Annotated in this window: 25 protein-coding genes; 21 read left to right on the top strand and 4 right to left on the bottom strand. The window is 31.5% G+C overall.

Annotated features, from left to right (window positions below):
• Positions 1–10: 10 nt before the first annotated feature.
• The 15 genes from I6U51_RS13595 to I6U51_RS25120 all read left to right on the top strand — a co-directional run bounded on the left by I6U51_RS13595 (position 11) and on the right by I6U51_RS25120 (position 11,968).
• Entirely contained in the window at positions 11–280 is a 270-nt protein-coding gene (locus I6U51_RS13595; RefSeq protein WP_211143163.1) for a hypothetical protein, read from the top strand.
• Position 281: 1 nt separating this feature from the next.
• Positions 282–419, top strand: a complete 138-nt coding sequence (locus I6U51_RS13590; RefSeq protein WP_211143162.1) for an XkdX family protein — start codon at positions 282–284, stop codon at positions 417–419.
• A gap of 382 nt (positions 420–801) precedes the next feature.
• Positions 802–1,857 carry a baseplate J/gp47 family protein gene (locus tag I6U51_RS13585; protein ID WP_211143161.1) on the top strand — a complete coding sequence of 352 codons (1,056 nt, stop codon included), beginning with the start codon at positions 802–804 and terminating at the stop codon, positions 1,855–1,857.
• A gap of 3 nt (positions 1,858–1,860) precedes the next feature.
• On the top strand, positions 1,861–2,472 hold the full coding sequence (locus I6U51_RS13580) for a YmfQ family protein (protein ID WP_211143160.1): 612 nt from the start codon (positions 1,861–1,863) through the stop codon (positions 2,470–2,472).
• Between the two features lie 11 nt (positions 2,473–2,483).
• The gene (locus I6U51_RS24800; RefSeq protein WP_246517333.1) at positions 2,484–3,767 is read left to right on the top strand and encodes a hypothetical protein; all 1,284 of its coding nucleotides are present in this window, start codon (positions 2,484–2,486) and stop codon (positions 3,765–3,767) included.
• Complete coding sequence (locus I6U51_RS13570; RefSeq protein WP_211143159.1) at positions 3,754–4,092, top strand: hypothetical protein; 339 nt, start codon at positions 3,754–3,756, stop codon at positions 4,090–4,092. The genes I6U51_RS24800 and I6U51_RS13570 overlap by 14 nt, the downstream gene beginning before the upstream one ends.
• Complete coding sequence (locus I6U51_RS13565) at positions 4,092–4,250, top strand: hypothetical protein (RefSeq protein ID WP_211143158.1); 159 nt, start codon at positions 4,092–4,094, stop codon at positions 4,248–4,250. Before I6U51_RS13570 ends, I6U51_RS13565 begins: the two co-directional genes overlap by 1 nt.
• Before the next feature lie 137 nt (positions 4,251–4,387).
• Positions 4,388–5,524 (top strand): SGNH/GDSL hydrolase family protein, encoded by a 1,137-nt coding sequence (locus I6U51_RS13560; RefSeq protein ID WP_211143157.1) that lies wholly within the window; start codon positions 4,388–4,390, stop codon positions 5,522–5,524.
• Positions 5,525–5,623: 99 nt separating this feature from the next.
• Positions 5,624–5,839 (top strand): BhlA/UviB family holin-like peptide, encoded by a 216-nt coding sequence (locus I6U51_RS13555; protein WP_211143156.1) that lies wholly within the window; start codon positions 5,624–5,626, stop codon positions 5,837–5,839.
• A 51-nt stretch (positions 5,840–5,890) separates the two neighbouring features.
• Positions 5,891–6,811: an N-acetylmuramoyl-L-alanine amidase gene (locus tag I6U51_RS13550; RefSeq protein ID WP_211143155.1), complete on the top strand. Its 921-nt coding sequence runs from the start codon at positions 5,891–5,893 to the stop codon at positions 6,809–6,811.
• A gap of 42 nt (positions 6,812–6,853) precedes the next feature.
• On the top strand, positions 6,854–7,231 hold the full coding sequence (locus I6U51_RS13545; RefSeq protein WP_211143154.1) for a phage holin, LLH family: 378 nt from the start codon (positions 6,854–6,856) through the stop codon (positions 7,229–7,231).
• 390 nt (positions 7,232–7,621) lie between these two features.
• Positions 7,622–8,860 (top strand): M16 family metallopeptidase, encoded by a 1,239-nt coding sequence (locus I6U51_RS13540; RefSeq protein WP_211143153.1) that lies wholly within the window; start codon positions 7,622–7,624, stop codon positions 8,858–8,860.
• Between the two features lie 29 nt (positions 8,861–8,889).
• Positions 8,890–9,747 carry a recombination regulator RecX gene (recX, locus tag I6U51_RS13535; protein WP_211143152.1) on the top strand — a complete coding sequence of 286 codons (858 nt, stop codon included), beginning with the start codon at positions 8,890–8,892 and terminating at the stop codon, positions 9,745–9,747.
• 77 nt (positions 9,748–9,824) lie between these two features.
• Positions 9,825–11,006 (top strand): transglutaminase-like domain-containing protein, encoded by a 1,182-nt coding sequence (locus I6U51_RS13530; protein ID WP_211143151.1) that lies wholly within the window; start codon positions 9,825–9,827, stop codon positions 11,004–11,006.
• A gap of 80 nt (positions 11,007–11,086) precedes the next feature.
• Entirely contained in the window at positions 11,087–11,968 is an 882-nt protein-coding gene (locus tag I6U51_RS25120) for a polysaccharide deacetylase family protein (RefSeq protein ID WP_211143150.1), read from the top strand.
• A 37-nt stretch (positions 11,969–12,005) separates the two neighbouring features.
• Here the strand turns inward: I6U51_RS25120 and I6U51_RS13520 are convergent, their stop codons facing one another.
• The 3 genes from I6U51_RS13520 to I6U51_RS13510 all read right to left on the bottom strand — a co-directional run bounded on the left by I6U51_RS13520 (position 12,006) and on the right by I6U51_RS13510 (position 14,045).
• Complete coding sequence (locus tag I6U51_RS13520; protein WP_211143149.1) at positions 12,006–12,368, bottom strand: tetratricopeptide repeat protein; 363 nt, start codon at positions 12,366–12,368, stop codon at positions 12,006–12,008.
• 127 nt (positions 12,369–12,495) lie between these two features.
• Positions 12,496–13,287, bottom strand: coding sequence for an ABC transporter permease (locus tag I6U51_RS13515; RefSeq protein WP_211143148.1), 792 nt, complete (start codon positions 13,285–13,287; stop codon positions 12,496–12,498).
• Positions 13,287–14,045, bottom strand: coding sequence for an ABC transporter ATP-binding protein (locus tag I6U51_RS13510; protein ID WP_211143147.1), 759 nt, complete (start codon positions 14,043–14,045; stop codon positions 13,287–13,289). Before I6U51_RS13510 ends, I6U51_RS13515 begins: the two co-directional genes overlap by 1 nt.
• A 437-nt stretch (positions 14,046–14,482) precedes the next feature.
• On the opposite strand from I6U51_RS13510, the gene I6U51_RS13505 reads away from it, so the two are divergent.
• From I6U51_RS13505 to I6U51_RS13495, 3 genes are all read left to right on the top strand, one after another.
• Complete coding sequence (locus tag I6U51_RS13505) at positions 14,483–18,772, top strand: 2-hydroxyacyl-CoA dehydratase (protein ID WP_211143146.1); 4,290 nt, start codon at positions 14,483–14,485, stop codon at positions 18,770–18,772.
• 160 nt (positions 18,773–18,932) lie between these two features.
• Positions 18,933–19,499, top strand: a complete 567-nt coding sequence (locus I6U51_RS13500; protein WP_211143145.1) for a TetR/AcrR family transcriptional regulator — start codon at positions 18,933–18,935, stop codon at positions 19,497–19,499.
• A gap of 24 nt (positions 19,500–19,523) precedes the next feature.
• On the top strand, positions 19,524–20,315 hold the full coding sequence (locus I6U51_RS13495) for a sulfite exporter TauE/SafE family protein (RefSeq protein WP_211143144.1): 792 nt from the start codon (positions 19,524–19,526) through the stop codon (positions 20,313–20,315).
• A 34-nt stretch (positions 20,316–20,349) separates the two neighbouring features.
• Here I6U51_RS13495 and I6U51_RS13490 read toward each other — a convergent pair whose 3' ends face one another.
• Positions 20,350–21,378 (bottom strand): ABC transporter substrate-binding protein, encoded by a 1,029-nt coding sequence (locus I6U51_RS13490; RefSeq protein WP_211143143.1) that lies wholly within the window; start codon positions 21,376–21,378, stop codon positions 20,350–20,352.
• Positions 21,379–21,547: 169 nt separating this feature from the next.
• Between I6U51_RS13490 and I6U51_RS13485 the strand changes: the two genes are divergently transcribed.
• The 3 genes from I6U51_RS13485 to kdpA all read left to right on the top strand — a co-directional run bounded on the left by I6U51_RS13485 (position 21,548) and on the right by kdpA (position 25,058).
• On the top strand, positions 21,548–22,693 hold the full coding sequence (locus I6U51_RS13485) for a universal stress protein (RefSeq protein ID WP_211143142.1): 1,146 nt from the start codon (positions 21,548–21,550) through the stop codon (positions 22,691–22,693).
• Between the two features lie 575 nt (positions 22,694–23,268).
• A complete protein-coding gene (kdpF, locus tag I6U51_RS25430) occupies positions 23,269–23,346 on the top strand; it encodes a K(+)-transporting ATPase subunit F (protein ID WP_178906830.1) in 78 nt (25 codons plus the stop codon).
• A gap of 29 nt (positions 23,347–23,375) precedes the next feature.
• Entirely contained in the window at positions 23,376–25,058 is a 1,683-nt protein-coding gene (gene kdpA / locus I6U51_RS13475; RefSeq protein ID WP_211143141.1) for a potassium-transporting ATPase subunit KdpA, read from the top strand.
• Positions 25,059–25,061 lie beyond the last annotated feature (3 nt).

Genomic DNA, 25,061 nt, shown 5'->3' with positions numbered 1-25,061 from the left:
AACCAATAAATTGTCTATAACACATGAAGATCAAGAAGTAGATAAGCTAAAATTTCAAGTATTAACATCTAAAGATGATTATAATTATGTACAAGTAGATGGACCGGAAGGAGCAATATTAAATTGGAAAACAAGAGTAGAGGGAACAGATTCCACACTAGATGAAATAAATACTGTAATAGCAAGTATCCCTCCGAGTGCAGAAGATCAAAAAATAGTAAATTTACAAAATCAGAATGCACAAATTTTACTAGCATTAGTGAATGGAGGTTTGATGTAGTATGGATTGGTTTAAAATATGTTCAGATTATTACAATGCAGGATTTTACGACAATAATTCTTTAAAAGTTTTTGCTACTAAAACTAAGATTACTGCAGAACAATACCAAACAATAACTGGAATATATTATGTTGTTTAGGAAAAACTATACGATGCAAGAATTAGTTTAACTAGGTTCTATTAATTTTGCATTATATATACCTACTAATTACTATTTCATGTTATAAAACACAAGAAAATAATAACTATAGAAGAAACTCATTTAGAAAAGAAAAACCCTGCTTATAAAATAGTTGAAGAGCATAAAAGTGTTAGAAATCTTACAGAAGTTGCTATTGCTCCAGAGGATACTAAAAGATCAGAGTAAAAGAAATTTATAAAGAATAAAATAAGAATTCTTTATATTCGCAGATAAGAGAAATCTTCGAGGGAAAATCAAATTTAAAGAAAAAAGAACGCTTAGAGGCTAAGTACAGAAGAGTATTCCTAAAGGATTAAACTTCTGTATAGGAGGTGATGATTTGTATACTGAAAATAACTTGACTGATGATATATTAAAAAGAATGATAGATAATATACCTTCTGATGTAGATAAATCAGAAGGTTCTTTTATTTATGATTCTTTATCTCCAGTGAGCAAAGAATTAGAAAAATCATATGCATCAAATGATGATATTTTAAGAAGAACAGATCCATATAGAGCTATAGGAGAAGATCTTGAAAAAATAACAAAACCTTATGGAATTACTAGAAAGCCTGGTAAAAAAGCTTTAGCTCAAATTTTGGTAAAGGCTGTTATGGGTACAAATTTGAAATCAGGCTCAATATTTCAAACTAAATCTGGTCTAGTATACAAGACTATAGAAGATATTATAGTAACAAACGAATCAACTATTGTAAGTGCAGAAGCTAGTGAAGTCGGAAGTAAATACAATGTTCCTGCCAATATTATTACTGAGGTTCCAGTACAAATAAGTGGGATTATATCTGTTACAAATCCTAATCCAATAAAAAATGGTTATGATGTTGAAGATGATGAAAGCCTAAGAAAAAGGTATTTCGAGAGACTGCAAACCCCAGCAACTTCAGGTAATAAGTATCATTATAGAAATTGGGCTAAAGAAGTTACTGGTGTTGGGGATGCTAAAGTATTTCCTCTTTGGAATGGCAATGGAACTGTAAAGGTAATTATAATTAACTCTAATAAAAGAGCTGCAGATAGTAATCTTGTAAATGCTGTTAAAAATCATATAGAAGAAAATAGACCTATAGGATCTGATGTTACAGTAGTTTCAGCAAAAGAAAAATTAATAAATATATCAGTTACTCTAGTGATAGATACTAAATTATATACCTTAAATCAAGTTCAAGCTTCTATTGAAAATAACCTAATAAAATATTTTAAAGAAATATCTTTTATAGGCAACTATATTTCATATGCAAGTATTGGTAACTTAATATTTAATACTGATGGAGTTATTGATTACAGCAACCTTCTTGTTAATGGAGGTATTTTAAATGTAACACTTGAGGATGAAGAGATGCCTGTGCTTGGCACTGTTAGTTTGGGGGTGTAATAAATGTATAGGGATGCTATCTATGGGAGTACACAATATGCTGATGATAACCCAATATTACAGCAGCTACAATCTTTTACACCTGATTTAATGAAGTACTTACCAACATACTATGAAAATTCTGAACTAATGAAAAGTGTTCAAGGTACTATAGCAAAAGAAGTTGGTAAACTAAATTATTCTAAAAAGGATTTATTAGATCAATTTTATGTTGACACTGCAACTTGGGGACTAAGCTGCATGTGGGAAAAAACTTTGGATATTCAGACTGATTTAAATAAATCCTATGAAGAAAGAAGAGAGATTATAAAGGCAAAGTTAAGAGGAGCTGGAACCATAACCAAAAATATGATCAAAAATGTTGCTGAAGCTTTTTCAGGAGGGGAAGTTGAGGTATTAGAAAACTTTTTAGACTATAGTTTTATAATACAGTTTATTGGTATAAAGGGTATTCCAAAGAATATGGCAGGATTAATAGAAATAATAGAAACTATTAAGCCAGCACATTTGGGATACTCTTTTAAATATACTTATACTTGGTGGTATAAATTAAAAGAACTTACCTGGAGTCAATCAAAAATAAAAACATGGAATGACTTAAAAGTTTGTGGATAGAGGTGATAAATATGAAGACAACAGCAAATTTAGGATTAAAAAAACCAGAAGGAACAGATGTAGTAAACATTGAAGATTTTAATTATAATGCTGATGTTATTGATACTGAATTACAAAAAAGAGCTTTAAAAACAGACATACCAACAGTTCCTGTACAAAGCGTTAATGGAAAAACAGGAGCAGTAACACTTTCTGCAGGTGATGTAGGAGCTGCAACTTCAGCACAAGGTATCAAGGCTGATACAGCCCTGCAAAGTTCACAGCTAGGGAAGACTGGAGGGCCAGCTAAACAGGATGATCTTGTGTCGCATTTGGCTGATAATATGTATCAGCCAGCAGGAGGAACAGCTACAGCAATAACGCTAACAATAAGTGGGACATTGGTAACAGGATATCCTATAACATTTATAGCCAGTGCTAATAACAATAGTGCAGCAACAACTATAAATGGAAAACAGTTTTACAAGCCTGGTACAACTACAGCTCCTACATTAATTGCAGGAAAAGCTTATACTGCCTGGTACAATGCCACAAGCAACTGTTTTTTTATAAAAGCTAGTGCAGAGGGTGATGCCATTGCTGGGAATGTACTAGCGGGAAAAAAATTCAGCAATGATGATGACACTGGGTTGGTAGGAACAATGACCAATAGAGCAGGTGCTAAATTTCAGATATGTGGATATGAGGAAATAACTGAAGTAATCCCTCACCCATCAGCACCAAATACACAAGGTTTGATTACTGGTAGAAATGCTTATGGTGCAACAGGGTATATTGATTCTAATTCTCAGATGCAAATGTCAGTAAATAATCTTATTCCTGAGAATATAAAAAAGGGAGTAGCAATAGGCCGTTATGGTGGCAGCGGTTCGCAAGTTATGATAGGTACATGCGATGTAGAAAGTTTAGGTGGTAAAAGGTATGCAAGTGGTACAGGCCAAGTTTATGGAGATGGAACATTTACGTATAGTGGCAGTTATACTGGCAGTAGATTTTCTTTCGCAGTAACAGGTTTGGCTTTTACTCCGAGAGTGATTACAATATATGCTACAGTTACATTAAAAGATTCTGTCGGCGGAAATCCATATGTTATTTTTAATTCTTGGGTTAAAGACCCTTTAACTTTTCCAAATGGAGGAAAGAGTACTAACATAACGCAAATGGAAAATTCAGATATGAGACTAACCGCAGATGGATTTTACTGGTTTAGTGCAATAACATTAAATGTAGATGCCATCACAAATCCAAGATATTATTTTACAAATAATTCTGTAACTTGGCATGCATGGGGATAATAGGAAATGTAGTTTAATTATAGAAATAGGAAGAAGAATAATTTACGATAAATTAAATGGAAAAGTATTAGTAGATCTTGGTGAAATGCAGGGTGATGTTTTACCTAAAGAAGCTATAGGAGGATTAGATTTTATAGATTTACCTTATGAACAAGATAGTGATAAATTTAGCAGAGTAAAAAAATATCATATTGATGTAAATTCAAAGCAAGTTGTCTTTGATGAATTATATGAACCAGTCTTAACACCAGAGCAACGCATACAAAATTTAGAAAATCAATTATTATTAAGTGAAAATAAAAATGTAGAGGGAGGTATATTCTAATGGTAAATCAAACAGTAGTGCAAATTATAGGGAATAGAATATTGAATGGTGGTTTAAATCCTAAAACTAATCAACCTTTTCAACTATCAGATGTAATAAATTCAGATTATAAAACAGCCGTAGAGAATTATCTTATAGAAAAGAGTGGAGCAGTATAAGTTAATACTCAATAGAAAAATATTGCGATATAAAAGTAGACAAGGAGTGATTTATTTTGCTAAAAAGTTTTTTAAAATTTTTAAAGAAAAACCATTTAAAATCTAGTCCCCTTACTGAAAAAGTAGACGAATATAGTATGGATGGTAAGGCGAAAATGTTTAAAAAAATATATACATTCAATGATGCTTGGAGCCAATGGAAAGCTGGAAACAAATTTCCCATTGCATTTTATGGTGATAGTACAATAGATGGCAATAATACAACAGGGTATGTTGCAAATATATTAGGTAAAGATAGTCAATCTCCAAATACTTTCTGTAAAAAGTTAGAGACAACCTTGCACTTAGCAACGGGGAATAACAGGCTGAGAATATATAATGCCGGTTTTTCAGGTAAAGACTCTGCCTTTGGTGTTGCAAATATTAATGCTGAATTTGGCATTGGCACTGATTATTCTGATGTTAAAATGGTTGGTATTGGTTGGGGCATAAACGACAGATTGAATTATTCTGACGCTAAGGCCTATCGAGATGGATTTAAAGCTAATATAATTTCACAAATAAACTGGTTCTATTCAAGAGGTATTCAACCATTTTTATTAACAACACAGGCTATTGTATCACCAAATGTAGACACGCAGTACGTAAGTCAATATCCATTACGAACAGCTGAAGCAATTAATTCAATTGCAAACGAAGTTAAAAGAGAATTGTCCGTTGAATATAACTTAGAATTAATTGATATTAATAAGTTTACAGAAAGATTTTTACTCTATTCGCCAACTGACATAGCTACCCTTATTCCAGATAGATTACATTTTGGAGATATAGGCCATCAGTATGAGGCGGATTTAATTTTTGCACATATTTCCCCACAGGTAATATTTGTTGAGACAGATACAAAAATAGATTATTCAACTCAAAAAGTAATTAATGGGGTTAATGAGGATAAATTAACATACTCACCTATTGATCAATATGGATTTAAACTTTATGCAAAGTATCCAAAATCCGATGGATTGAATACTAAAATTATGGAAGCTTGGGTTTTTATAAATTCTAAAGATGAGATGAGTTTAAAATCATATGTTTCTTGTTATCTTAATACTTATATAAAAATAAATGGTGTTGTATATAAGTCAGAAGCATTAGAAACAATTTTATCTACCTTATCATTAGGTTTATATCATTTAGAAGTTTTTTCTGGTTCAACTAACAATGTTGATCATGTCGATTGTGTTGATTTCAAAGGATTTCATATAAAAAGTAAGTAAACAACTTCTGTCTTATATACACCAATTAATAAATAAAATCAATATAGATAACTTTGTAGACTAGAATGTAGAAAAAAATATGTAAAGAAGAGGTGCAACTTGGAAGAGAAAATATTAGATTTAGCTGTGCAGCAAGGAATATGGGCAGTGCTTTTTATAGCACTGCTTTTCTTTGTACTAAATGAAAACTCAAAAAGAGAATTAAAATATCAGGAAATAATATCTCAGTTAACAGATAAGTTTCAATGTATAGAAGATGGTTTAAACTGCATTAAAGAAGATGTAAAAGAAGTTAAAGATAAAATATTTAAATAACTATTAGCACTTTTAATTTACCAACATAATCTAAATAGGAGGTAGATTATTATGAGCAAATTTGCAGTAGATCCTGGACATGGGTGTTATCCAGACACAGGAGCAGAAGGATATTTAAATGAACAGAACTGTGCTTTAGATATAGCTAATAGAGTTATTAGCAAGCTTCAAACATTAGGTCATCAGGCTTGGAATGTAAGACCTTCAAGCGCTTCAAGTGTCTCAAATTCGCTGCAGCAAAGATGTGATAATGCAGCTAATGCAGACTATTTAGTTTCTATACACTTGAATGCAGGTGGTGGAAAAGGCAGCGAAGTATTTGCAATGAGTACTGCAGGAAACGCTTTAGCTTCTAGCGTATTAAAAAGTCTAGTATCACTGGGATTTGTGAATCGTGGGGTAAAAGATGGCAGCAATTTATATGTAATAAAAAATAGCAAGCCTGTAGCAATTCTTATAGAAGTATGTTTTGTAGATACTCAAAATGATGCAGATTTATATAACAAATTAGGTGCTGAAGTTATAGCCTTGGCAATAGTTCAAGGACTCACTGGACAAACAGTGAATTCGGATAATAGCAACTCTGACTTTATAAAATCTGTACAGCATGATTTGCAAAGAGTTAGCTGTCTGGAAAGTGGGGAAATTAATGCCACAGGTGTGTTAGATACTAAAACTAAGGCTGCAATAAGGCAGTTCAGGAATATAGTAGGGTTACCAGATAGCGAAAATATAGATTCTAAGCTTACAGATGCACTAAATGCTATAACTAAAGTGCCTACAATAGGTAAAGGCTGGCCGAGCAATTCTATAGCAACTAAATTTGTTCAGTGGTGGATTGGAGTATCTAAGACTGGTGTGTTTGATGACACAACAGTTCAAAAGGTTAAGGAATGGCAAAAATCTGCTAAAATATACTCAAATCCAGACGGGGTCATTAGAATAGATAGCTGGATTAAAATTCTAAAATAAGATTCTTTATCTATAAAGACCGATTTTAGGAGGATGGAATCTGTGGAAAATCAAGTAATCAGTATTTTTGTACAAGCAGTCTTGGTAATTTTGGGAGCACTGGTTTCATATCTAACTACTGTTGCTGTTTCCTATTTGAGCAAGAAAAAAGAAGCTCTTATAAAACAAATGGGTGCTGATCAGTATAATATAACTTACAACATTGCAAAAAGTATATTTTTCGCTGTTGAACAACAGTTTAAGTCAATGCCAAAGTCTGGACAACAAAAAGCTGATATGTTTAACAAGATGCTTTTAAACAAAGTTCCAGGACTTACTCAAGATGAAATAGATCATTTCAGAGAGGCTGTTGTTGGAGAAATAAACTTACAGTTAAGCAAAACGGGATTACTAGCCCCTGTGTCATCGCCTAAACAATAAATAGTAAGCATAGAGTATAGGGAAACTAACTAGAAAGTTATCTTATACAGAGGGGTATGTTTCCAAAGCTGAAGTAGATTTAAAAACTTTGTGCCAGTCTTAGTGAAGGGTTTTGAGAGAACCTTAGAACTTTAGAGTTGTTTGAGCACAGCGAGTTCTCGAAAGTTCTTAGGTTGTCTTGAAACACAAGCTTTAGACTGGCTAAAAGTTTTTAACGTGCTGAGCTTGGAAACATATCCCGGCGTATAAGTTGACTTTCGGTCTAGTACCCACTATTTCCCCGGAGAAATCCGGAGAGTTTTTTTATTTATAGGTTTTAATCTTTTTATTTCTGCCAACATAAATTATAATATAATGTATTATAACTATGGTTTTAAGGAGAATAATTTTATGTTTGATGCTAAACAAAAAGTCTTACCTAATGGAATAAGGTTGATTAGTATAAAGAAAGATACACAGGTTACTTCAATACATGCAGGTATAAAAATAGGAGCAATTTTTGAAAACCCAGATGAAAAGGGGATATCACATTTTATTGAACATATGCTGTTTAAAGGCACAAAAACTAAGACAAATGAAGAGTTGAATTTAGATTTAGAGACCTTAGGTGGAGAATACAATGCTTATACTGACAATGATTGCACAGTGTACAGTGTTACAGCACTTCGTGAAGAATTAGAAAAATCATTAGAACTACTATCAGATATGCTTAGAAATTCAACATTTCCAGAAGAAGAGATTAGTAAAGAGAGGGATGTAATACTAGCAGAGATTAGGACAAGTAAAGATGATGTAGAAGACTATAGTTTTAAAAAAATAAACGAAATGGCATTTATAAAGAGCCCTCTAAGATATGAAACTATAGGTGATGAAAAAACTATTAATAAAATAAATAGAGAAAAGTTAGTAAACTTTTATGACAAGTATTATGTTCCTAATAATTGTTTTATTTCCATAGTATCATCCTTTGAACATGAGTATGTATATGATTTAGTTTGGAAGTATTTTAAAGAGTGGATGTGGAAAGAATTTAAGAGACAGGAAGTTATTGTTGAAAATAATATACCTGGGTTAAAGGTTTCTTATAAAAAAGATATAGAACAGAGTACAATATTATATCTATTTACTTTTTATAATATAACAAAAGAAGAGGAGCTTGCTCTTAGAATTTTAAATCATAAATTTGGAGAAAGTGCTAACTCTATATTATTTAGAAAGCTTAGAGAGGAAAAAGGACTTGCTTACGATGTTTATACAGATTTAGATTTGACTACTAATGTAAAAACATTATATATATATACTGCTGTTAGTGATGAGAATGTAGATGAAACTATAAACACTATAGATAATTGTATAGAAGAAATCAAAAATAAAAATATCGTTTTTGATGACAGCACAATAGGATTGATGAAAAAGGTTTTGAAGACAGCTGTGGCATTTACTTTAGAAGATTCTACAGACATAGGAAATTATGTACTGCATCAAGCTATTGACGAAGATGATATATTCAAATTTGTTGATGATATGAAAAACTTAGAGAATGTAAGGAAAGAGGATATATACAATGTAGCAAGAATTGTTTTTGAAAATCCTACTATACACATATTGAAAAGTGAAGATAGTAGATAATCTTTATATGCTTAATTGGAGAGTTTAAAATGAACAAAGATAAATATGTTATTACAAAGATAGAAGTGCAGAAAAGAAATAAAGATAGAGTTAATATATATATAAATGATGAATTTGCTTTCGCATGTAGTGCAGAGCTTGTATATACTCATAGTCTTTCAAAGGATAAGATTATAGAGAAGGATAATTTAGAGGAGATAGTAAATGAAGATAATTATATAAAATGTAAGAATACCTCCTTAAAAATGATAGAAAAATCCTATAAAACAGAGAAGCAGATCACTGATAAATTAATTGAAAAAGGCTACGATGAGAAAGTTATTGAGAGAACTAAAGAGTTTCTTAAACAGTATGATTTTATAAATGATAATAAGTATGCACAAATGTACATAAAAGATAAAATGAACTCTCAAGGTAGAAATAAAATAAAATATGCATTAATTAATAAAGGAATAAGTGAAGAAATAATAAATGAAAAGCTATGTTATATTAATAAAGAGTCTGAGGAAAGTTCTGCTTTAAAATTGGCAGAAAAAAAGTATAACTTATTAATTAAAAGTGAACAGGATATTAGAAATATTAATAAAAAATTAAGAGAATACCTAATTAGAAAGGGCTATAATTTAGATATAGTGCAAAGTATCTTAAATCAAGTAGTAAAACAGGATATAAATAACATATATGAAAATGAAGCTGAAGATAAAGTAAATGAGGATATAGATAAATTATATGAGTTGGCAGAGAAAAGATATAGAATATTAATAAAATCTGAAAGTGATGTTAGAAAGCTTTATAAGAAGTTGGGAGATTATCTTTTGCGAAGAGGATACTCTTGGAATGACATAAAAGCAGCGTTAAACAATATTATAAAAGACTATTATATTTAACAAAACCTCTTATATTAAAACATAAAATATTTTGTTAAGTATAGAAATTGTCAACTAATTAAGAGGTGATTATTATAATGAATAAGAATATTAATCCTGTAACACTTGTATTAGCTTTAGTATTTTTATATCCTCTTTTAAAAGGTTTTCTGCTCAAATTTTCTTCTAGTAACTTGAAGGCTGGAATAGACGAAATAAATAGAAATGTTTCTTTTGTCATTTCTTTAGTTTTAGGAATTTATTATGGTAAAAAGATATTTTTACAGCATGAAACTGGTATTTACAAACAAATATATAAAATTATACCGGATAGCGTAGTTCAATATATAGAAAGCAATAGCTTTATAGTATATGCAGTTGTAATACCAATACTTATATTCATAGTATATAGGATTATTAAATTGATTTTTGATCTTATAAGCTACGCAACACTTTATCCCGTACTAGATGGGGTAGAAAAGTTTTTAAGTTCAAAGAGTAACTTTTTCAAGAGAATGGCAGGAATGTTTGTTCAATTTCCTAAAGCTGTATGTTATGTACTTATAGTAACTTTTATATTAAATATAATGTCTATATTTGGTGCCAGTGATAAGCTTAATGAGCACCTGGAAGGGTCCAAACCATATAATACTATATGTAAAGAAATAGTTATTCCTATTACAGATTCTAAAATAGCTAAAAAATTGCCAGGTATAATAAATAATTCTTTTAGGATTGTAATAAAAGAATCTGAGCCTAAAGAAACTATACCAGGAAAAAATGTTAGCAAAGGCAGAACTATAGTATATTACAATGGGGTTACATTGGATCAAGGAATAAAATCTAATGCAGAAATAGATAAGACAGCAAGAGAAATTACTGCTAAGGAATCTGATACAAAGGGAAAAGCAAAGATAATATATAATTGGATAGGAAGCAACATAAGTTACGATCATGATAAAGCAAATAAAGTGTTAAATAATAACTTTAATGTGGAGTCAGGGGCTATACCTACCTTCAATACAGGAAAAGGGATTTGTTTTGATTATTCCTGTTTGTATGTTGCGATGGCTAGGGCTAACCATATGAAAGTAAGGTTAATAACTGGTGAAGGATTTAATGGTGTCAGCTGGGTAAGCCATGCATGGAACCAAGTGTATATACCTGAAGAAGGGAAATGGATTAACATTGATACAACTTTCTACAAAGGAGGAAACTACTTTAACAGCAAAAGATTTGAGTTAGATCATAGAGGCTCTCAAATTGCTGGAGAGTGGTAAAAATGTTACCAAATTGTAATATGATTTTTCACCAAAAAGCAGTATAATATTGTTGACGAGAATATAGGAGATGGTGAATTATGGAGAAATATGAAGAAAGAATTAAAAGAAATAGAAGAAGAAAAAAGAGAAATGCCATCCTTACTGCATTTTCTTTATTATTACTTTTTTCTTTTGGATTCTTTGTTGGCGGCAAAATGTCTCATAAGAAGAATAACGTTGTTGTAAGTGCTGCAAATGGCAACACAAAGGAACCAGAAAAGAAACCTTCCGATGAAGCTATGAATAAGAGAGAAAGCGCGGTAAATAGTGACAATAAAAATAATGTTAATAATAAAAATAGTAGTAGTGGAGAATTTGATCCATATAAACCAGATGGTAAAAAAGTTGCATATTTAACCTTTGATGATGGTCCATCAACAAATAATACACCTAAAATATTGGACATACTAAAAAGATATAATGTAAAGGCAACCTTTTTTGTTATTGGACAATGTGCTGAGCAAAATAGTGAATTAGTAAAAAAAGAAGTAGCAGAAGGACATGTGGTTGGAAATCATACCTATTCTCATAACATGAAGCATATATATTCAGATCCAAATGTCTTTGTTAGTGATTTAGACAAAGGGGACAAGACTTTGAAATCCATAATAGGTAATGATTATAATTTAAAGCTTGCAAGATTTCCAGGAGGCTCTTTTGGGCCAAAATTAGCACCTTTTAGAGAAGCAGCAAAAAAGGCTGGTTACCACTATATAGACTGGAATGACTTAACCGGTGATGCTGAGCGTAGCCTTGTTCCAGTAAGTGGTTTGCTTGATGAATTGAAAAGATACACTACCCAAGACCATGTAGTAATTTTAATGCATGATGCTCCTGCTAAGACTACTACAGTTGACGCTCTTCCACAGGTAATAGAATATTTACAATCTAAGGGATATAGCTTTGAAACTCTGAAATAAAAACACAGCTTGAAGATTAGATACTTCAAGCTGTATTTTATTTTGATTTTTTTGATAGGTGATTTTTAATTATTATATTTATTGCTTTTTCGCAGTCAGTATCATCATTATTTAGGCTCCATGCTGTATTAAAGTATACTAAAGCCTTTTTATTATCCTTTAGCATGGTGTAACAATATCCAAGATTAAAAAAGTACTTGCTTTCTCGTTTTAAATCAATAGCAGATTTTAATAGAGGAATAGCCCTATTGTATTCTTTAAGTTTTATAAAGCATACAGCAGAATTATACAGTGAAGATGCTTCATTCTCTTTAAGTTTAATGGCCTTTTCGTACATATCTAGTGCTTTTTTATAATCTTTAGCATTATAATATTCATTAGCCTTGTGAAAGTAGCTCATTTTAATCCTCCTTAGGTTTACCAAACACTTTTTTCATTCTGTTGTAATAAATTTATATCGAACTTTTCGGAAAAATATTCCATTAAAAATCATAACCACATTTTATTTTTTTATGCAGTTAAGAGAGTTACATTCTCAGCTTTTTTTCCAAGAACTCTACTGCTTCATACATTAAATATGCGAGTATTGCTAATATTATAATGCTGAGCATGACTGTATCTAATTGTGCTATTTGACCTCCAAATATTATTAAAAAGCCTAATCCATCCTTAGCTACTAGAAACTCACCCATTATAACTCCTACCCAGGAGAGTCCTACATTTATTTTTAATGCTGAAACTAATGTAGGAATAGAGGATGGTATTATCAAATAAATTAATACCTGAAGCTTAGAAGCTCCAAAAGTTTTAAGTAGCTTTATTTTGTCTATATCAACTTCATTAAAGCCATTTAGCACAGTTATTATAGTAACTACTATTGATATGAGAAGAGCTACTAAAATTATTGCAGGAGCTCCATTCCCAACCCAAAATATTATGATCGGTGCAAGGGCTACTTTAGGAAGAGCATTAAGTACAACAATATACGGATCCAATACTTTTGAAATGAAGTCAGACCACCATAATATTATAGCTATTAGAGTACCAAGGATTGTTCCAAGAACAAACCCTAATATAGTTTCATAGCAAGTAACCCATATATGTTTAAATAAACTTCCTTCCATATACAGCTTAACAAGGCTTTTCCACATCCTTGATGGAGTACTTGTTAAAAATGGATCTATCCATTTTAAATCTCCTGCGATTTCCCATAATAAAAATATTGACACTAGAATTGATATTCTAGTAATTATAATATTTCTTTTTCTTCTTTTAACACTTTTGATATATAATTCATGTTCTCTAATTTCATCAATCATTAAGAGTTTAACTCCTTCCATACATTGTTGAAGTGAAGTCTGAATTTAGAGTCTTCCCTGCATTTTAATGGTGAATCGTGAGGAATTGAAAAATCAATATCAAATATTTTGCTTATCTTTGCAGGGCGACTAGACAAAACAATTATTCTATTAGACATTGATATAGCTTCAGAAATATCATGAGTAACCATGATTGCTGTTTTACCTTCTTTTTTTATTATTTTATAAATTTCATCACTTATATTAAGTCTAGTTTGGTAATCTAAAGCTGAGAAGGGCTCATCCAAAAGTAGAACTTCCGGATTAAGAGCAAGAGTCCTAATCAAGGCAACTTTTTGCCGCATGCCTCCTGAAAGTTCTGAAGGGTGATGGAATCTAAAATCCCATAGACCATAGTCATTTAGTAGTGAGTTAATTTTTTCTTTATACAACTCTATAGGTTTATGTTGTATTTTTAATCCAAGAAGTATATTGTCCCATACTGTTAGCCAATCAAATAGGTGGTCTCTTTGAAACATATAACCCATTTTAGTTGATATAGAATTTGAGACTTCACCATCAACATATATTTCTCCATTAGATGGCTTTAGAAGCCCTGCAATTATATTAAGTAAGGTTGATTTTCCACAACCTGAAGGTCCCACTATACTAAGGAACTCACCATCTGATACTGTAAAGGTTATATCATTTATAGCCTTGGTTGATCCTTTTAACGAATGATAGTTCATATAAATATTATTAACAGATACTTTATCCAAGAGATCATCTCCTATAAAAGTTTTGGCATATTTTATTATATGAACTCTTATAACATAATGTTAAAATAGAATTTTTAACATTATGTTATATTTGAATAATTAGTAAACAGATAAAGACAAATATATGTTATAATATTATTATAAAAAAGTATTATTATGGGATTTCATATGCTTATATCTAGTTCATGTAAATTTAACAAAATTATATAATAACCGTATATTATTGATATGGTTATTTTTTTTCTTATAAACTATATATTTAGTAATAAGGGATTATATAATTTGATTATGAAAAAGCATATGAAAATTAGAGTTTTACATTGTTATAATAAAGATATGTATTAAAATGTACATACGTTATTTTATCCATAGGATAATTTAAAGAAAAATATGTAATTCCCATAAACTTATTAATTTGTAAAAAGGTGATATGATTTATGAGAAACTTGTTTCATATTGGTCTTGATGTAGGATCAACTACAGTAAAGGTTGTCGTTTGTGATAATAAGGACAGTATAGTATATAGTAGATATCAGAGACATTTTTCAGATATAAAAAGTACTATAATTAATGTTATAAAAGAAGCTTATGATTATTTTAAAGAAGCAAATATTACAATAATGGTAACAGGCTCTGGCGGGTTATCGGTATCTGAATGGTTAAACATATCATTCATACAAGAAGTAATAGCATGTACTAATACCATAAAGAGATTTATTCCATGCACAGATGTAGCTATAGAACTAGGCGGAGAAGATGCTAAAATAACTTTTTTTGATGATGGAATAGATCAAAGAATGAATGGTACATGTGCCGGAGGAACTGGAGCTTTTATTGATCAAATGGCATCATTGCTTCAAACAGATGCAGAAGGATTAAATGAGCTTGCAAAGGGATACAATGTCATTTATCCCATAGCAGCAAGATGTGGAGTATTTGCCAAAACTGACATTCAGCCTCTTTTAAATGAAGGAGCTGCAAAAGAAGACATAGCTGCGTCTATATTTCAATCCGTAGTGAATCAAACAATAAGTGGACTTGCTTGTGGTAAATCAATAAGAGGAAATGTAGCATTCTTAGGAGGTCCTTTATACTTCTTATCTGAGCTTAGGAATAGATTCACTGAAACTTTACAATTAACAGAAAAACAGATTATATTTCCTAAGAATTCTCAGCTGTTTGTAGCTATTGGGGCTGCGCTAACCTCTAAAAAAGAGAATATAATGTCCTTTGAATCTTTGATCGAAAAATTGCCTAGGATTGAAGAGTTTACAAGTGATGCGGTGCAGACTTTGAGGCCGTTATTTAAGGATGAACATGAGCTACAAAGTTTCACAGAAAGGCACCAAAAATACCTAGTTAAAAAGGAAAGTTTAGAAGATTTTGAAGGAAACTGTTATTTAGGAATAGATGCAGGTTCTACTACTACCAAGGCAGCTCTTATTGATGATAATGGTAACTTACTTTATTCTTTTTATGGAAGTAATGAGGGAAGCCCACTTAAATCTGCTGTGAGAATATTAAAAGATTTATATAGCAAATTGCCGCCAAAGGCTAGTATAGTAAATTCTGCAGTTACTGGTTATGGAGAGGGACTTATAAAAGCTGCTCTTTTAGTGGATATAGGAGAAGTTGAAACTGTAGCTCATTATAAGGCAGCAGAATTTTTTAAGCCGGGAGTAGATTTTATTCTAGATATTGGTGGACAGGATATGAAATGTCTAAAAATAAAGAATGGAGTAATTGATAGTATAATGCTTAATGAGGCCTGTTCCTCTGGATGTGGCTCATTTATAGAAACTTTTGCTCATTCTTTAAATATGGGTGTGAAAGATTTTGCTAAGGCAGCAGTCTATTCTAAAAGACCTGTGGATTTGGGTTCAAGGTGTACGGTTTTTATGAATTCAAAAGTTAAACAGGCCCAAAAAGAAGGAGCTTCTGTAGGTGATATATCAGCAGGGCTTTCTTATTCAGTAATAAAAAATGCACTTTTTAAGGTAATAAAGATAAGAGATCCTAAGGAGCTTGGAAAGAAGATAATTGTACAAGGTGGGACCTTCTATAATGATTCTATTCTTAGGGCCTTTGAACTTATATCCGAAAGAGAGGTTGTAAGACCGGATATAGCAGGCATTATGGGGGCTTTTGGAGCCAGCTTAATTGCTAAAGAAAGATATAAAGAAGGTCAAAAAAGTAACTTGTTAAGCTTTGATAAGCTAGAGAGTTTTTCAACAGATATAACCATGAAAAGATGCGGAAAATGCAGTAATAACTGCCTTTTAACTATCAATAAGTTTTTTGATGACAGAGAATTTATTTCTGGCAATAGATGTGAGAGAGGCATTGGGTTAGACCACAAGATTAATGAAATACCAAATATATTTGACTATAAATATAGAAAAATATTTGATTATAAACCACTAAAGAAAGAAGAAGCTAAAAGAGGTTCTATTGGTATTCCAAGGGTACTAAATATATATGAAAATTATCCCTTTTGGTTTACATTCTTTACTAAGTTAGGATTTAGAGTTGAATTGTCTCCTAGATCATCTAAGGAGATATATGAACTTGGAATAGAAACAATACCTTCTGAATCAGCTTGCTATCCTGCTAAAATAGTTCATGGACATATAATTAGTCTTGTTAACAGAGGTATAAATTTTATTTTTTATCCTTGTATTCCTTATGAACAGAAGGAGCAAGTTCAGGCCGACAATAATTATAATTGTCCTATGGTTACATCATATCCAGAGGTTATTAAGAATAACATGGATATTTTGAGAGATAAAGACATTAAATTTATGAATCCATTTTTGCCTATAGATAATGAGGGTAGATTAATAAAAAGATTATTTGATGAATTAAAAGATTTTAATATAAACAGAGATGAGATTAAACAAGCTGTTGCAGAAGCTTACAAGGAAGATCGTAAGGTCAAGGAGGACATAAGAAATAAAGGAGAAGAAGTACTGCGATATCTAAAAGAAACTGACAGAAAAGGTATAGTATTAGCAGGAAGACCTTATCATTTGGATCCAGAAATTAATCATGGAATCCCAAATATAATTACTTCTTATGGAATGGCCGTTCTAACAGAAGATTCTATAGCACATTTAGGAGAAGTTGAGAGACCTTTGAAAGTTGTAGATCAATGGGTTTATCATTCAAGACTATACGCAGCAGCAAGCTTTGTTGCTACTCAAGAAAACTTAGAACTTATACAACTAAATTCTTTTGGCTGCGGCTTAGATGCAGTAACAACAGATCAAGTACAAGATATATTAAACTCTTATGAAAAGATATATACTGTCTTAAAGATAGATGAGGGAAGTAATTTAGGGGCAGTTAAGATCAGAATAAGATCATTAAAGGCTGCTTTAGAAGAAAGAGACAGTACAGGATTTAAGCCAAAGAAGATGCTAAAAAGCTCAGGTAAAATTGTTTTTACCAAGGAAATGAGAAAAACACATACAATTTTATGTCCGCAGATGTCTCCTATACACTTTCAATTTGTCCAAGAAGCCTTTAAAGCATCTGGATATAATCTAGAAGTTTTGCCTTCTGTAGATAAGAAGGCTGTAGATGAAGGGCTAAAATATGTAAATAATGATGCATGCTATCCTTCCATAATAGTAGTCGGACAGTTGATAGAGGCACTTAAATCAGGAAAATATGACTTAAATAACACATCCGTACTGATAACTCAAACAGGTGGAGGGTGTAGAGCAACAAACTATATAGGTTTTTTAAGAAAAGCTCTTAAGGAAGCTGGAATGCTAAATATTCCAGTAATATCTTTAAATCCTATAGGTATAGAGAAAAATCCTGGATTTAAAATAACAGCAGGTCTTCTAAATAAAGCTATGCTTGGATTATTATATGGCGATTTATTTATGAGGGTGCTTTATAAAGTAAGACCTTATGAGAAAATTCCTGGATCAGCTAATATTTTATATGAAAAATGGATTGAGAAGTGTAAGCAAAATGTTATAAATGGAAATCATAAAGAATTTAAAGAAAATATTTATGCTATAGTAGAGGATTTTGATACTTTAGAGATAAATAATATCAGAAAGCCTAAGATTGGAATAGTAGGAGAGATACTTGTAAAATTTCATCCTACAGCCAATAATAATATTGTAGATATTATTGAAAAAGAAGGTGCTGAGGCAGTAATGCCAGATTTAGTAGATTTCTTCCTGTATTGTGCATATGATGCAAAGTTTAAATATGAATATCTTTCAGGAAATAGGAGGAACAAAATTATACGTAATACTCTTATAAGAGCTATTGAGTATTATAGGAAACCTATGAAGGCTGCTTTAGCTAATAGCAAAAGGTTTAGTCCTCCTATAGAAATTGAAAGACTAGCAGAAGGCGCCTCACAAATAGTATCATTAGGTAATCAAACTGGCGAAGGTTGGTTCTTAACTGCAGAAATGGTAGAACTTATAGAGAGTGGAACAAAGAATATTGTATGTATGCAGCCTTTTGCATGTTTGCCTAATCATGTTACAGGTAAGGGAATGATAAAAGAATTAAAAAGAAGATATCCTGGTGCAAATATAGCAGCTATAGATTATGATCCTGGGGCAAGTGAAGTTAACCAATTAAACAGGATAAAGCTTATGCTTTCAGTGGCCTTTAAAGCTATGGAAAATGAAGTGTTGAAAAGCCAAACTGAAACTAAAGATCAAATAGCGGCTGAAGATGGAACTAAAAAATAAGTGTGCATTATGCACTCTTATTTTTTTATAGCTTTTTCACCAAAGCTGTTATTTATAATTCTATCAAATTTAGCGTTTAAATTTATTTACAAATAACAAAGAAGAGTATAAAATAGTATTATGTTTAAATGAATCATGATTCATAAAAAGAGGTGATGTTATGCCAAAGATAATAAAAGATGTTGAGAAGACTATCAGAAATTGTGCTTTAGAATTGTTTGTTGAGTTTAGCTATACTAACGTTGATATGAAAATGATATCTAAAAAATCCGGTGTAGCTGTTGGAACTCTATATAATTACTATGAAAATAAAAAACAGCTTTATATAAGCATACTTAAAGAAAGTTGGGAAAATACATTTAATAAGCTTGATGCTATAAGTGAACTTACCATTTCTTCAGGAGAGAAACTTAGAAAATTCGTAAGTGCACTTTATGAAGACATTGAAGCAAGAAATGGACTAGGGAAGGCTTTGATAAATACTTCAGTAGCTGAACTGAAAGATGATAAAGATATTAATGGTTTAAAAAACAGCTTGATTTTAAGAGTAGAAAATTTTTTAAATTGTCTTGATAAGGTAGAAACTCTTAGTAAATGTTCTAACGTTGATACTAGATTAGCAGAATCTCTATTAGTATCCACGTTAGTACTGTTAGAATTTCACCCAAATGATAAAGAAGATAACATCAACTTCTTAGTTGACTTCATAGGTTTATCTGTAAAATAGAAATAGCAAAGGAGATATATTTTTATGAATTTAGCATTGTATTTATTAGCAATAGTTATAGGTGTTATCACTGGTGGTATAACAAGCCTTATAGGGGCTAGTGGAGTTATGATTATAGTTCCTATTTTGACTATGCTCTTTAAAGTTAGTGTTCATACCGCAATAGGTACAAGCCTTTTTGTGGATGTTATAGCTTCGTTAACTGTATCTTATTCTTACTACAAGAATGGTAATATAGAGCTTAAATCAGGTATTTGGATAGCTTTAACTTCTATTATTGGAGCTCAATTAGGTGCATCATTTGCAAGTAAAATGGGAGAAGGTAACTTGTCCTCAAGTTTTGGAATTGTGTTAGTCCTTGCAGGTTTATCAATGGTGCGTAAGAGTTACAAAGAGAAAAAGGATTCATCAGATACTTTAAGTAAATTGGTTAACTTTAAAAAAGAATGGCAAAAAATATTATCAGCTTTAGTTATAGGATTAGGAATAGGAATATTAAGTGGAATATTTGGAGCTGGCGGCGGAGTTATGATACTTTTAGCTTTAATAGTATTAATGTCATTTCCACTTCATAAGGCTATAGGTACTTCTACGCTTATAATGGCTATAACAGCTCTTTCATCTACAGTTGGTTATGGGGTTAGAGGTAATATAGACTTTGTATTAGGCAGTTTATTATCTGTGGGAGCAGTAGTTGGTGGAATTATTGGTTCTCGTTATGCAAATAAAGTTAATGAAAAGACATTACAAAAAGTTGTAGGTATATGCTTTATGGCTATGGGTATAATTATGACTGCAATAGAAATAATCAAATAAACTTATCAACAGCTTAAGGGTGCATTATGCACCCTTATTTTATTTCTTTAATAGCTTTTTCGCCAAAGGTATTGTTTACAATTTTATTAAAGGCAGGCCTTTGAGGAATCAAGTCGGATTTATAGGATTGAATTATATCCATTAATCTACTTAAATCTTCTTCTTTGAAGATTGGAGTAGAAGCATATGCATTTATTTTTCTGTAGTTAGCAATAACCGATTTGATTAAATCCTCATCTGTTCCAGGGAAAAATGATTTAATAGATTTTGCAACTTCCTCATCGCTGTGTTTTTGAACCCAGAGTTGTCCCTTATATATAGCACGAGTAAATTTTTCTATTACCTGTGGATTTTTATCCATGTAGGATTTTGTTGAGAAGAAACAAGTATAAGGTATAGTTCCAGCTTCTTCACCAACAGAGGCAACTACATAACCTGCATTTACTTTAGTAAGCATGCTTGCATTAGGTTCAAATATAGTTGCATAATCACCAGTACCACCTTTAAAAGCTCCTGTTACAGCAGCAAAGGCAATGTTTGTTATGACATTTAAGTCTTTTCCAGGAGTAAGATTATGCTTTTTAAGTACATATTCGAAAGTCATTTCAGGCACTCCGCCTGGTCTTCCGCCGATTACAGTTTTGCCCTTTAAGGATTCCCATTTGAATTCCTTTTCTTCATGTCTTCCAACCAAGAATGAACCATCTGTTTGAGTTAACTGCGCAAATAATATAGGGTAGTCATCCCTATTTTGATTGTTAATGTATATTACTTGTTCTGGGCCGCAGAATCCTATATCAGCACTTTTACTTAATACCTGTTGCATAGTCTTGTCAGCACCTTCGCCAGTTGTTAGGTCTACCTTTAAACCTTCCTCAGTAAAGAATCCCTGGCTAATTGCTGCATACATTGGAGCATAGAAAACTGAACGGGTAACTTCATTCAATCTAACAGTTACAACATCTTTATTAGCATCTTTCTTTTCAGCACATCCGGCAAAAATAGTAACTATAAAAATAAAAGTTATTAAAATGGAGTAGGGAATAAACTTACGTTTCTTCATACAGAACCTCCGTTAAATAAATTAGATATTAATTTATATTATGAAATTAAATAAGTTTTGGTTAAACTTTTGTTGCTGAATCTCTGGCAATAGAAGAATAAGTTTACTTACTATATTTTGTTAGATATAATGTACTTAAATATATAGTTATTTTAAGGGGTTGAGATAAATGAGAAGTGAGTTCAAAAGAGATACCCCAGAGGAAGCTTTAGAAAAGTTTAAAAGAGAACTAAGGGGACGATTAAAAATATACATAGGTTATGCACCAGGTGTTGGAAAGACTTATGCCATGCTTAATGACGCCAACAGTAGGTTTGAAAAAGGTGAAGATATAGTAATTGGGTATTTAGAATCTCATCAGAGAAAAGAAACAGAAGCTCAAATAGGAAAGCTAGAAACTGTATCTAGAAAAAAGATTGAGTATAATAGCATTGTAATGGAGGAAATGGATACTGAAGCTATTATATCAAGAAGGCCAAATACTGTTCTTATAGATGAATTAGCACATACCAACGTGCCAGGTTCTAAGAATAAAAAGAGATTTGAAGATGTTGAAGAGATTTTAAGCCAAGGAATAAATGTAGTATCTACATTAAATATTCAACATTTAGAAAGTCTAAACGATATAGTAAGACAAATTACAGGAGTTACAGTTAGAGAAACTATACCAGATAAAATTGTTGAAGAAGCAGATGAAGTAGTAGTAATAGATATTACCCCAACAGCTCTTCAAAACAGGTTAAAAGGTGGATATATATATAAATATGAAAATATTGCCAGATCATTAAAAAATTTCTTTAGGCTAGGTAACTTAAATGCATTAAGAGAAATAGCTCTTCGTCAAACTGCTGAAGAAGTTGATGAAGAACTTGAAGAATATAAAAAAGAACATGGAATTAAAGAAAACTGGCACATTATAGAAAGAGTAATGGTATGTATAAGTCCTAGCCCAACTTCTAAAAAGCTCATTCGAAGAGGGGCTAGAATAGCAAGAAAATTCAAATGTGAGTGGGTTGTAGTTAACATAAATAGCACAAGAATATTTGCTCAGAAAATGACCGAAAAAGATTCGGAGAGGCTTGAAGGTCATTTTAAATTGGCACGGCAGCTAGGAGCAGAAGTCGTAAATTTGACTGGAAAGAGTATATCAAGAGAGTTAGCACAATTTGCAACTCAGAGATATATAACACAGATAATTATTGGACATAGTACGAGAACTAAATGGCAAACTATATTAAGAGGCTCAACAGTTACCAGACTCTTAAAGCTTACAAAAGATATAGAAGTTCATGTTATACCAAATGATTTAAGATAAGTAAAAAACCTAGCACTAAATTTCAAATGGTTCTGGTTAATTGGACAAGGAAAAATGCCCTATATTTTAGAAAATCTTAAAATTACGCAAGCTGGCATCGCTTTTAACGCGGTGTCAGTTTTGTTTTTTTGTTCACAATCTTTAATTAGAATCTCTATATTAAATAGGTGCTTGAAAAATAGGAATATTAAGATATTTTGATGTGACAGATATAAATAGTCTAAGACTTTTCTTTATCAGTGTCAATTAAGAATACTGAAGCTAAATTAAGCCAATACCAAAAACTACTACGAACCACAAGGATATTTTACTTAAACTGTCTATAATAAATTGGAGTTTTTTAAATTAAGGTTAATATTAAATTTTAGTTTTTCTATTAATGGAAGTATAATCTGAATATGCATAGATGAGAAATGAAGAAAATTAGTATGTTGATAATAAAGGAGGTTTGCAATATATGTTAGATGTTATATTTGTAGCATCACTTTTTATAGGTTTTGTATGTCTAAAATTTTTTGCTGAATGGTGTGATAAGCAAACTGAAAATAAAAAGGATTAGTAGGAGGAGCTAGAGAATGTGGGGATTAATTATAATAACTATTTTGCTGTTTATATATTTATGTTATGCACTCTTTAACCCTGAAAAATTTTAATAATTTAATTGTATGAGGAGGATGTTGCAATGGAAACTTTGCAAATAATAATACCACTAGTAATATTTGTTTTATTGGTTATCCCAGTTGGTAAGTATTTGTACAAGGTAAGTACCTTTGAAAAACATTTTGGTAATGGATTTTTCGATATTATAGATAATTTTATATATAGGATATGCGGAATAAAAAAAGGCGAAGAAATGACGTGGAAGCAATATATACTATCCATTATTGCAGTAAATGCAGTAATGGCAGCATTAGGGTATTTAATATTGAGAACTCAATCTTTACATTTTCTAAATCCAAATAAGGTAGGGGGAATGGAGCAGTCACTTACCTTTAATACAGTAATAAGTTTTATAACAAATACAAACCTTCAGGATTACAGTGGTGAATCTGGTGTATCTTACTTAAGTCAGATGACTGTAATGACATTTATGATGTTTACTTCTGCTGCTACTGGTTTTGCCGCTGCACTTGCATTTATGAGAGGAATTATTGGCAGAAATAAAACCCTTGGAAACTTTTTTGTAGATTTGACTAGAGTTATAACTAGAGTACTTCTTCCTCTATCAGTTATAGTTACTTTGCTATTAGTAGCACAGGGAGTACCACAAACTCTGACCGGTACTCATACAGTAACTACAATTGAAGGTAAGCTTCAGGATATAGCTTTAGGTCCAGTTGCGACTCTTGAATCAATCAAACACATAGGTACAAATGGTGGTGGTTTCTTTGGTGCTAACTCAGCTCATCCTTTTGAAAATCCAACACCTATAACAAATTTAATTGAAATGCTATCAATGATGTTACTTCCTGGTGCTGTAGTATATACCTTTGGATTAATGTTAAAGAATAAAAAACAAGGCTGGGCAATATTTGCCGCTATGGGAATATTGTTTTTACTTGTACTTCCAATTTGTTATTCATCAGAAAAAGCAGGTAATCCAGCGCTAGCACATATAGGCCTTAATCAGCTTATGGGAAATATGGAAGGTAAAGAGGTTAGATTTGGTATACCTCAATCTGCACTATTTACTACTGTAACTACAGCTTTTACAACGGGAACTGTAAACAATATGCATGACTCTCTAACGCCTTTGGGAGGATTAGTGCCACTGTTCAATATGATGCTAAACGTAACCTTTGGTGGAAAAGGTGTAGGTTTTATGAATATGATTATGTATGCAATACTAACTGTGTTCTTATGTGGATTAATGGTAGGTAGAACTCCAGAGTTCCTATCTAAAAAACTAGAAGGAAGAGAAATTAAGCTGATTGCACTAGCTATCATAATACATCCATTTCTAATACTTATGTTTTCTGCACTAGCATTAATTATTCCCCAAGGTGTAGCAGGAATAACAAATCCTGGATTCCATGGTTTAACTCAAGTAGTTTATCAGTTTGCATCATCTGCAGCTAATAATGGTTCTGGATTTGAAGGCATAGCAGATAATACGATATTTTGGAATACCGCTACAGGAATTGTAATGTTCCTTGGAAGATATTTATCTATGATAATCCTTATAGCTGTAGCAGGGTCCTTAGCCTCTAAAAAAGCTATACCTGCAACTGCTGGTACCTTTAAAACTGACAATGCTATGTTTTCAATAACTTTAGTGGTTATTGTTTTAATAATTGGAGCATTGACATTCTTACCAGCTATTGCATTAGGACCGATAGCAGAGCATTTAACGCTTATACGTTAAGTT

Origin of the sequence: Clostridium aciditolerans (assembly GCF_016316925.1) — a bacterium.
Classification (GTDB): domain Bacteria; phylum Bacillota; class Clostridia; order Clostridiales; family Clostridiaceae; genus Clostridium_AM; species Clostridium_AM aciditolerans.
This window is presented reverse-complemented; position numbering and strand designations above follow the sequence as displayed.

Coding starts and splice junctions, on each gene's coding strand:
- I6U51_RS13590 (WP_211143162.1), top strand. CDS start 282: ATGGATTGGTTTAAAATATGTTCAGATTATTACAATGCAGGATTTTAC.
- I6U51_RS13580 (WP_211143160.1), top strand. CDS start 1,861: ATGTATAGGGATGCTATCTATGGGAGTACACAATATGCTGATGATAAC.
- I6U51_RS24800 (WP_246517333.1), top strand. CDS start 2,484: ATGAAGACAACAGCAAATTTAGGATTAAAAAAACCAGAAGGAACAGAT.
- I6U51_RS13570 (WP_211143159.1), top strand. CDS start 3,754: ATGCATGGGGATAATAGGAAATGTAGTTTAATTATAGAAATAGGAAGA.
- I6U51_RS13565 (WP_211143158.1), top strand. CDS start 4,092: ATGGTAAATCAAACAGTAGTGCAAATTATAGGGAATAGAATATTGAAT.
- I6U51_RS13560 (WP_211143157.1), top strand. CDS start 4,388: ATGGATGGTAAGGCGAAAATGTTTAAAAAAATATATACATTCAATGAT.
- I6U51_RS13550 (WP_211143155.1), top strand. CDS start 5,891: ATGAGCAAATTTGCAGTAGATCCTGGACATGGGTGTTATCCAGACACA.
- I6U51_RS13540 (WP_211143153.1), top strand. CDS start 7,622: ATGTTTGATGCTAAACAAAAAGTCTTACCTAATGGAATAAGGTTGATT.
- recX (WP_211143152.1), top strand. CDS start 8,890: ATGAACAAAGATAAATATGTTATTACAAAGATAGAAGTGCAGAAAAGA.
- I6U51_RS13530 (WP_211143151.1), top strand. CDS start 9,825: ATGAATAAGAATATTAATCCTGTAACACTTGTATTAGCTTTAGTATTT.
- I6U51_RS25120 (WP_211143150.1), top strand. CDS start 11,087: ATGGAGAAATATGAAGAAAGAATTAAAAGAAATAGAAGAAGAAAAAAG.
- I6U51_RS13520 (WP_211143149.1), bottom strand. CDS start 12,368: ATGAGCTACTTTCACAAGGCTAATGAATATTATAATGCTAAAGATTAT.
- I6U51_RS13515 (WP_211143148.1), bottom strand. CDS start 13,287: ATGATTGATGAAATTAGAGAACATGAATTATATATCAAAAGTGTTAAA.
- I6U51_RS13505 (WP_211143146.1), top strand. CDS start 14,483: ATGAGAAACTTGTTTCATATTGGTCTTGATGTAGGATCAACTACAGTA.
- I6U51_RS13500 (WP_211143145.1), top strand. CDS start 18,933: ATGCCAAAGATAATAAAAGATGTTGAGAAGACTATCAGAAATTGTGCT.
- I6U51_RS13495 (WP_211143144.1), top strand. CDS start 19,524: ATGAATTTAGCATTGTATTTATTAGCAATAGTTATAGGTGTTATCACT.
- I6U51_RS13490 (WP_211143143.1), bottom strand. CDS start 21,378: ATGAAGAAACGTAAGTTTATTCCCTACTCCATTTTAATAACTTTTATT.
- I6U51_RS13485 (WP_211143142.1), top strand. CDS start 21,548: ATGAGAAGTGAGTTCAAAAGAGATACCCCAGAGGAAGCTTTAGAAAAG.
- kdpF (WP_178906830.1), top strand. CDS start 23,269: ATGTGGGGATTAATTATAATAACTATTTTGCTGTTTATATATTTATGT.
- kdpA (WP_211143141.1), top strand. CDS start 23,376: ATGGAAACTTTGCAAATAATAATACCACTAGTAATATTTGTTTTATTG.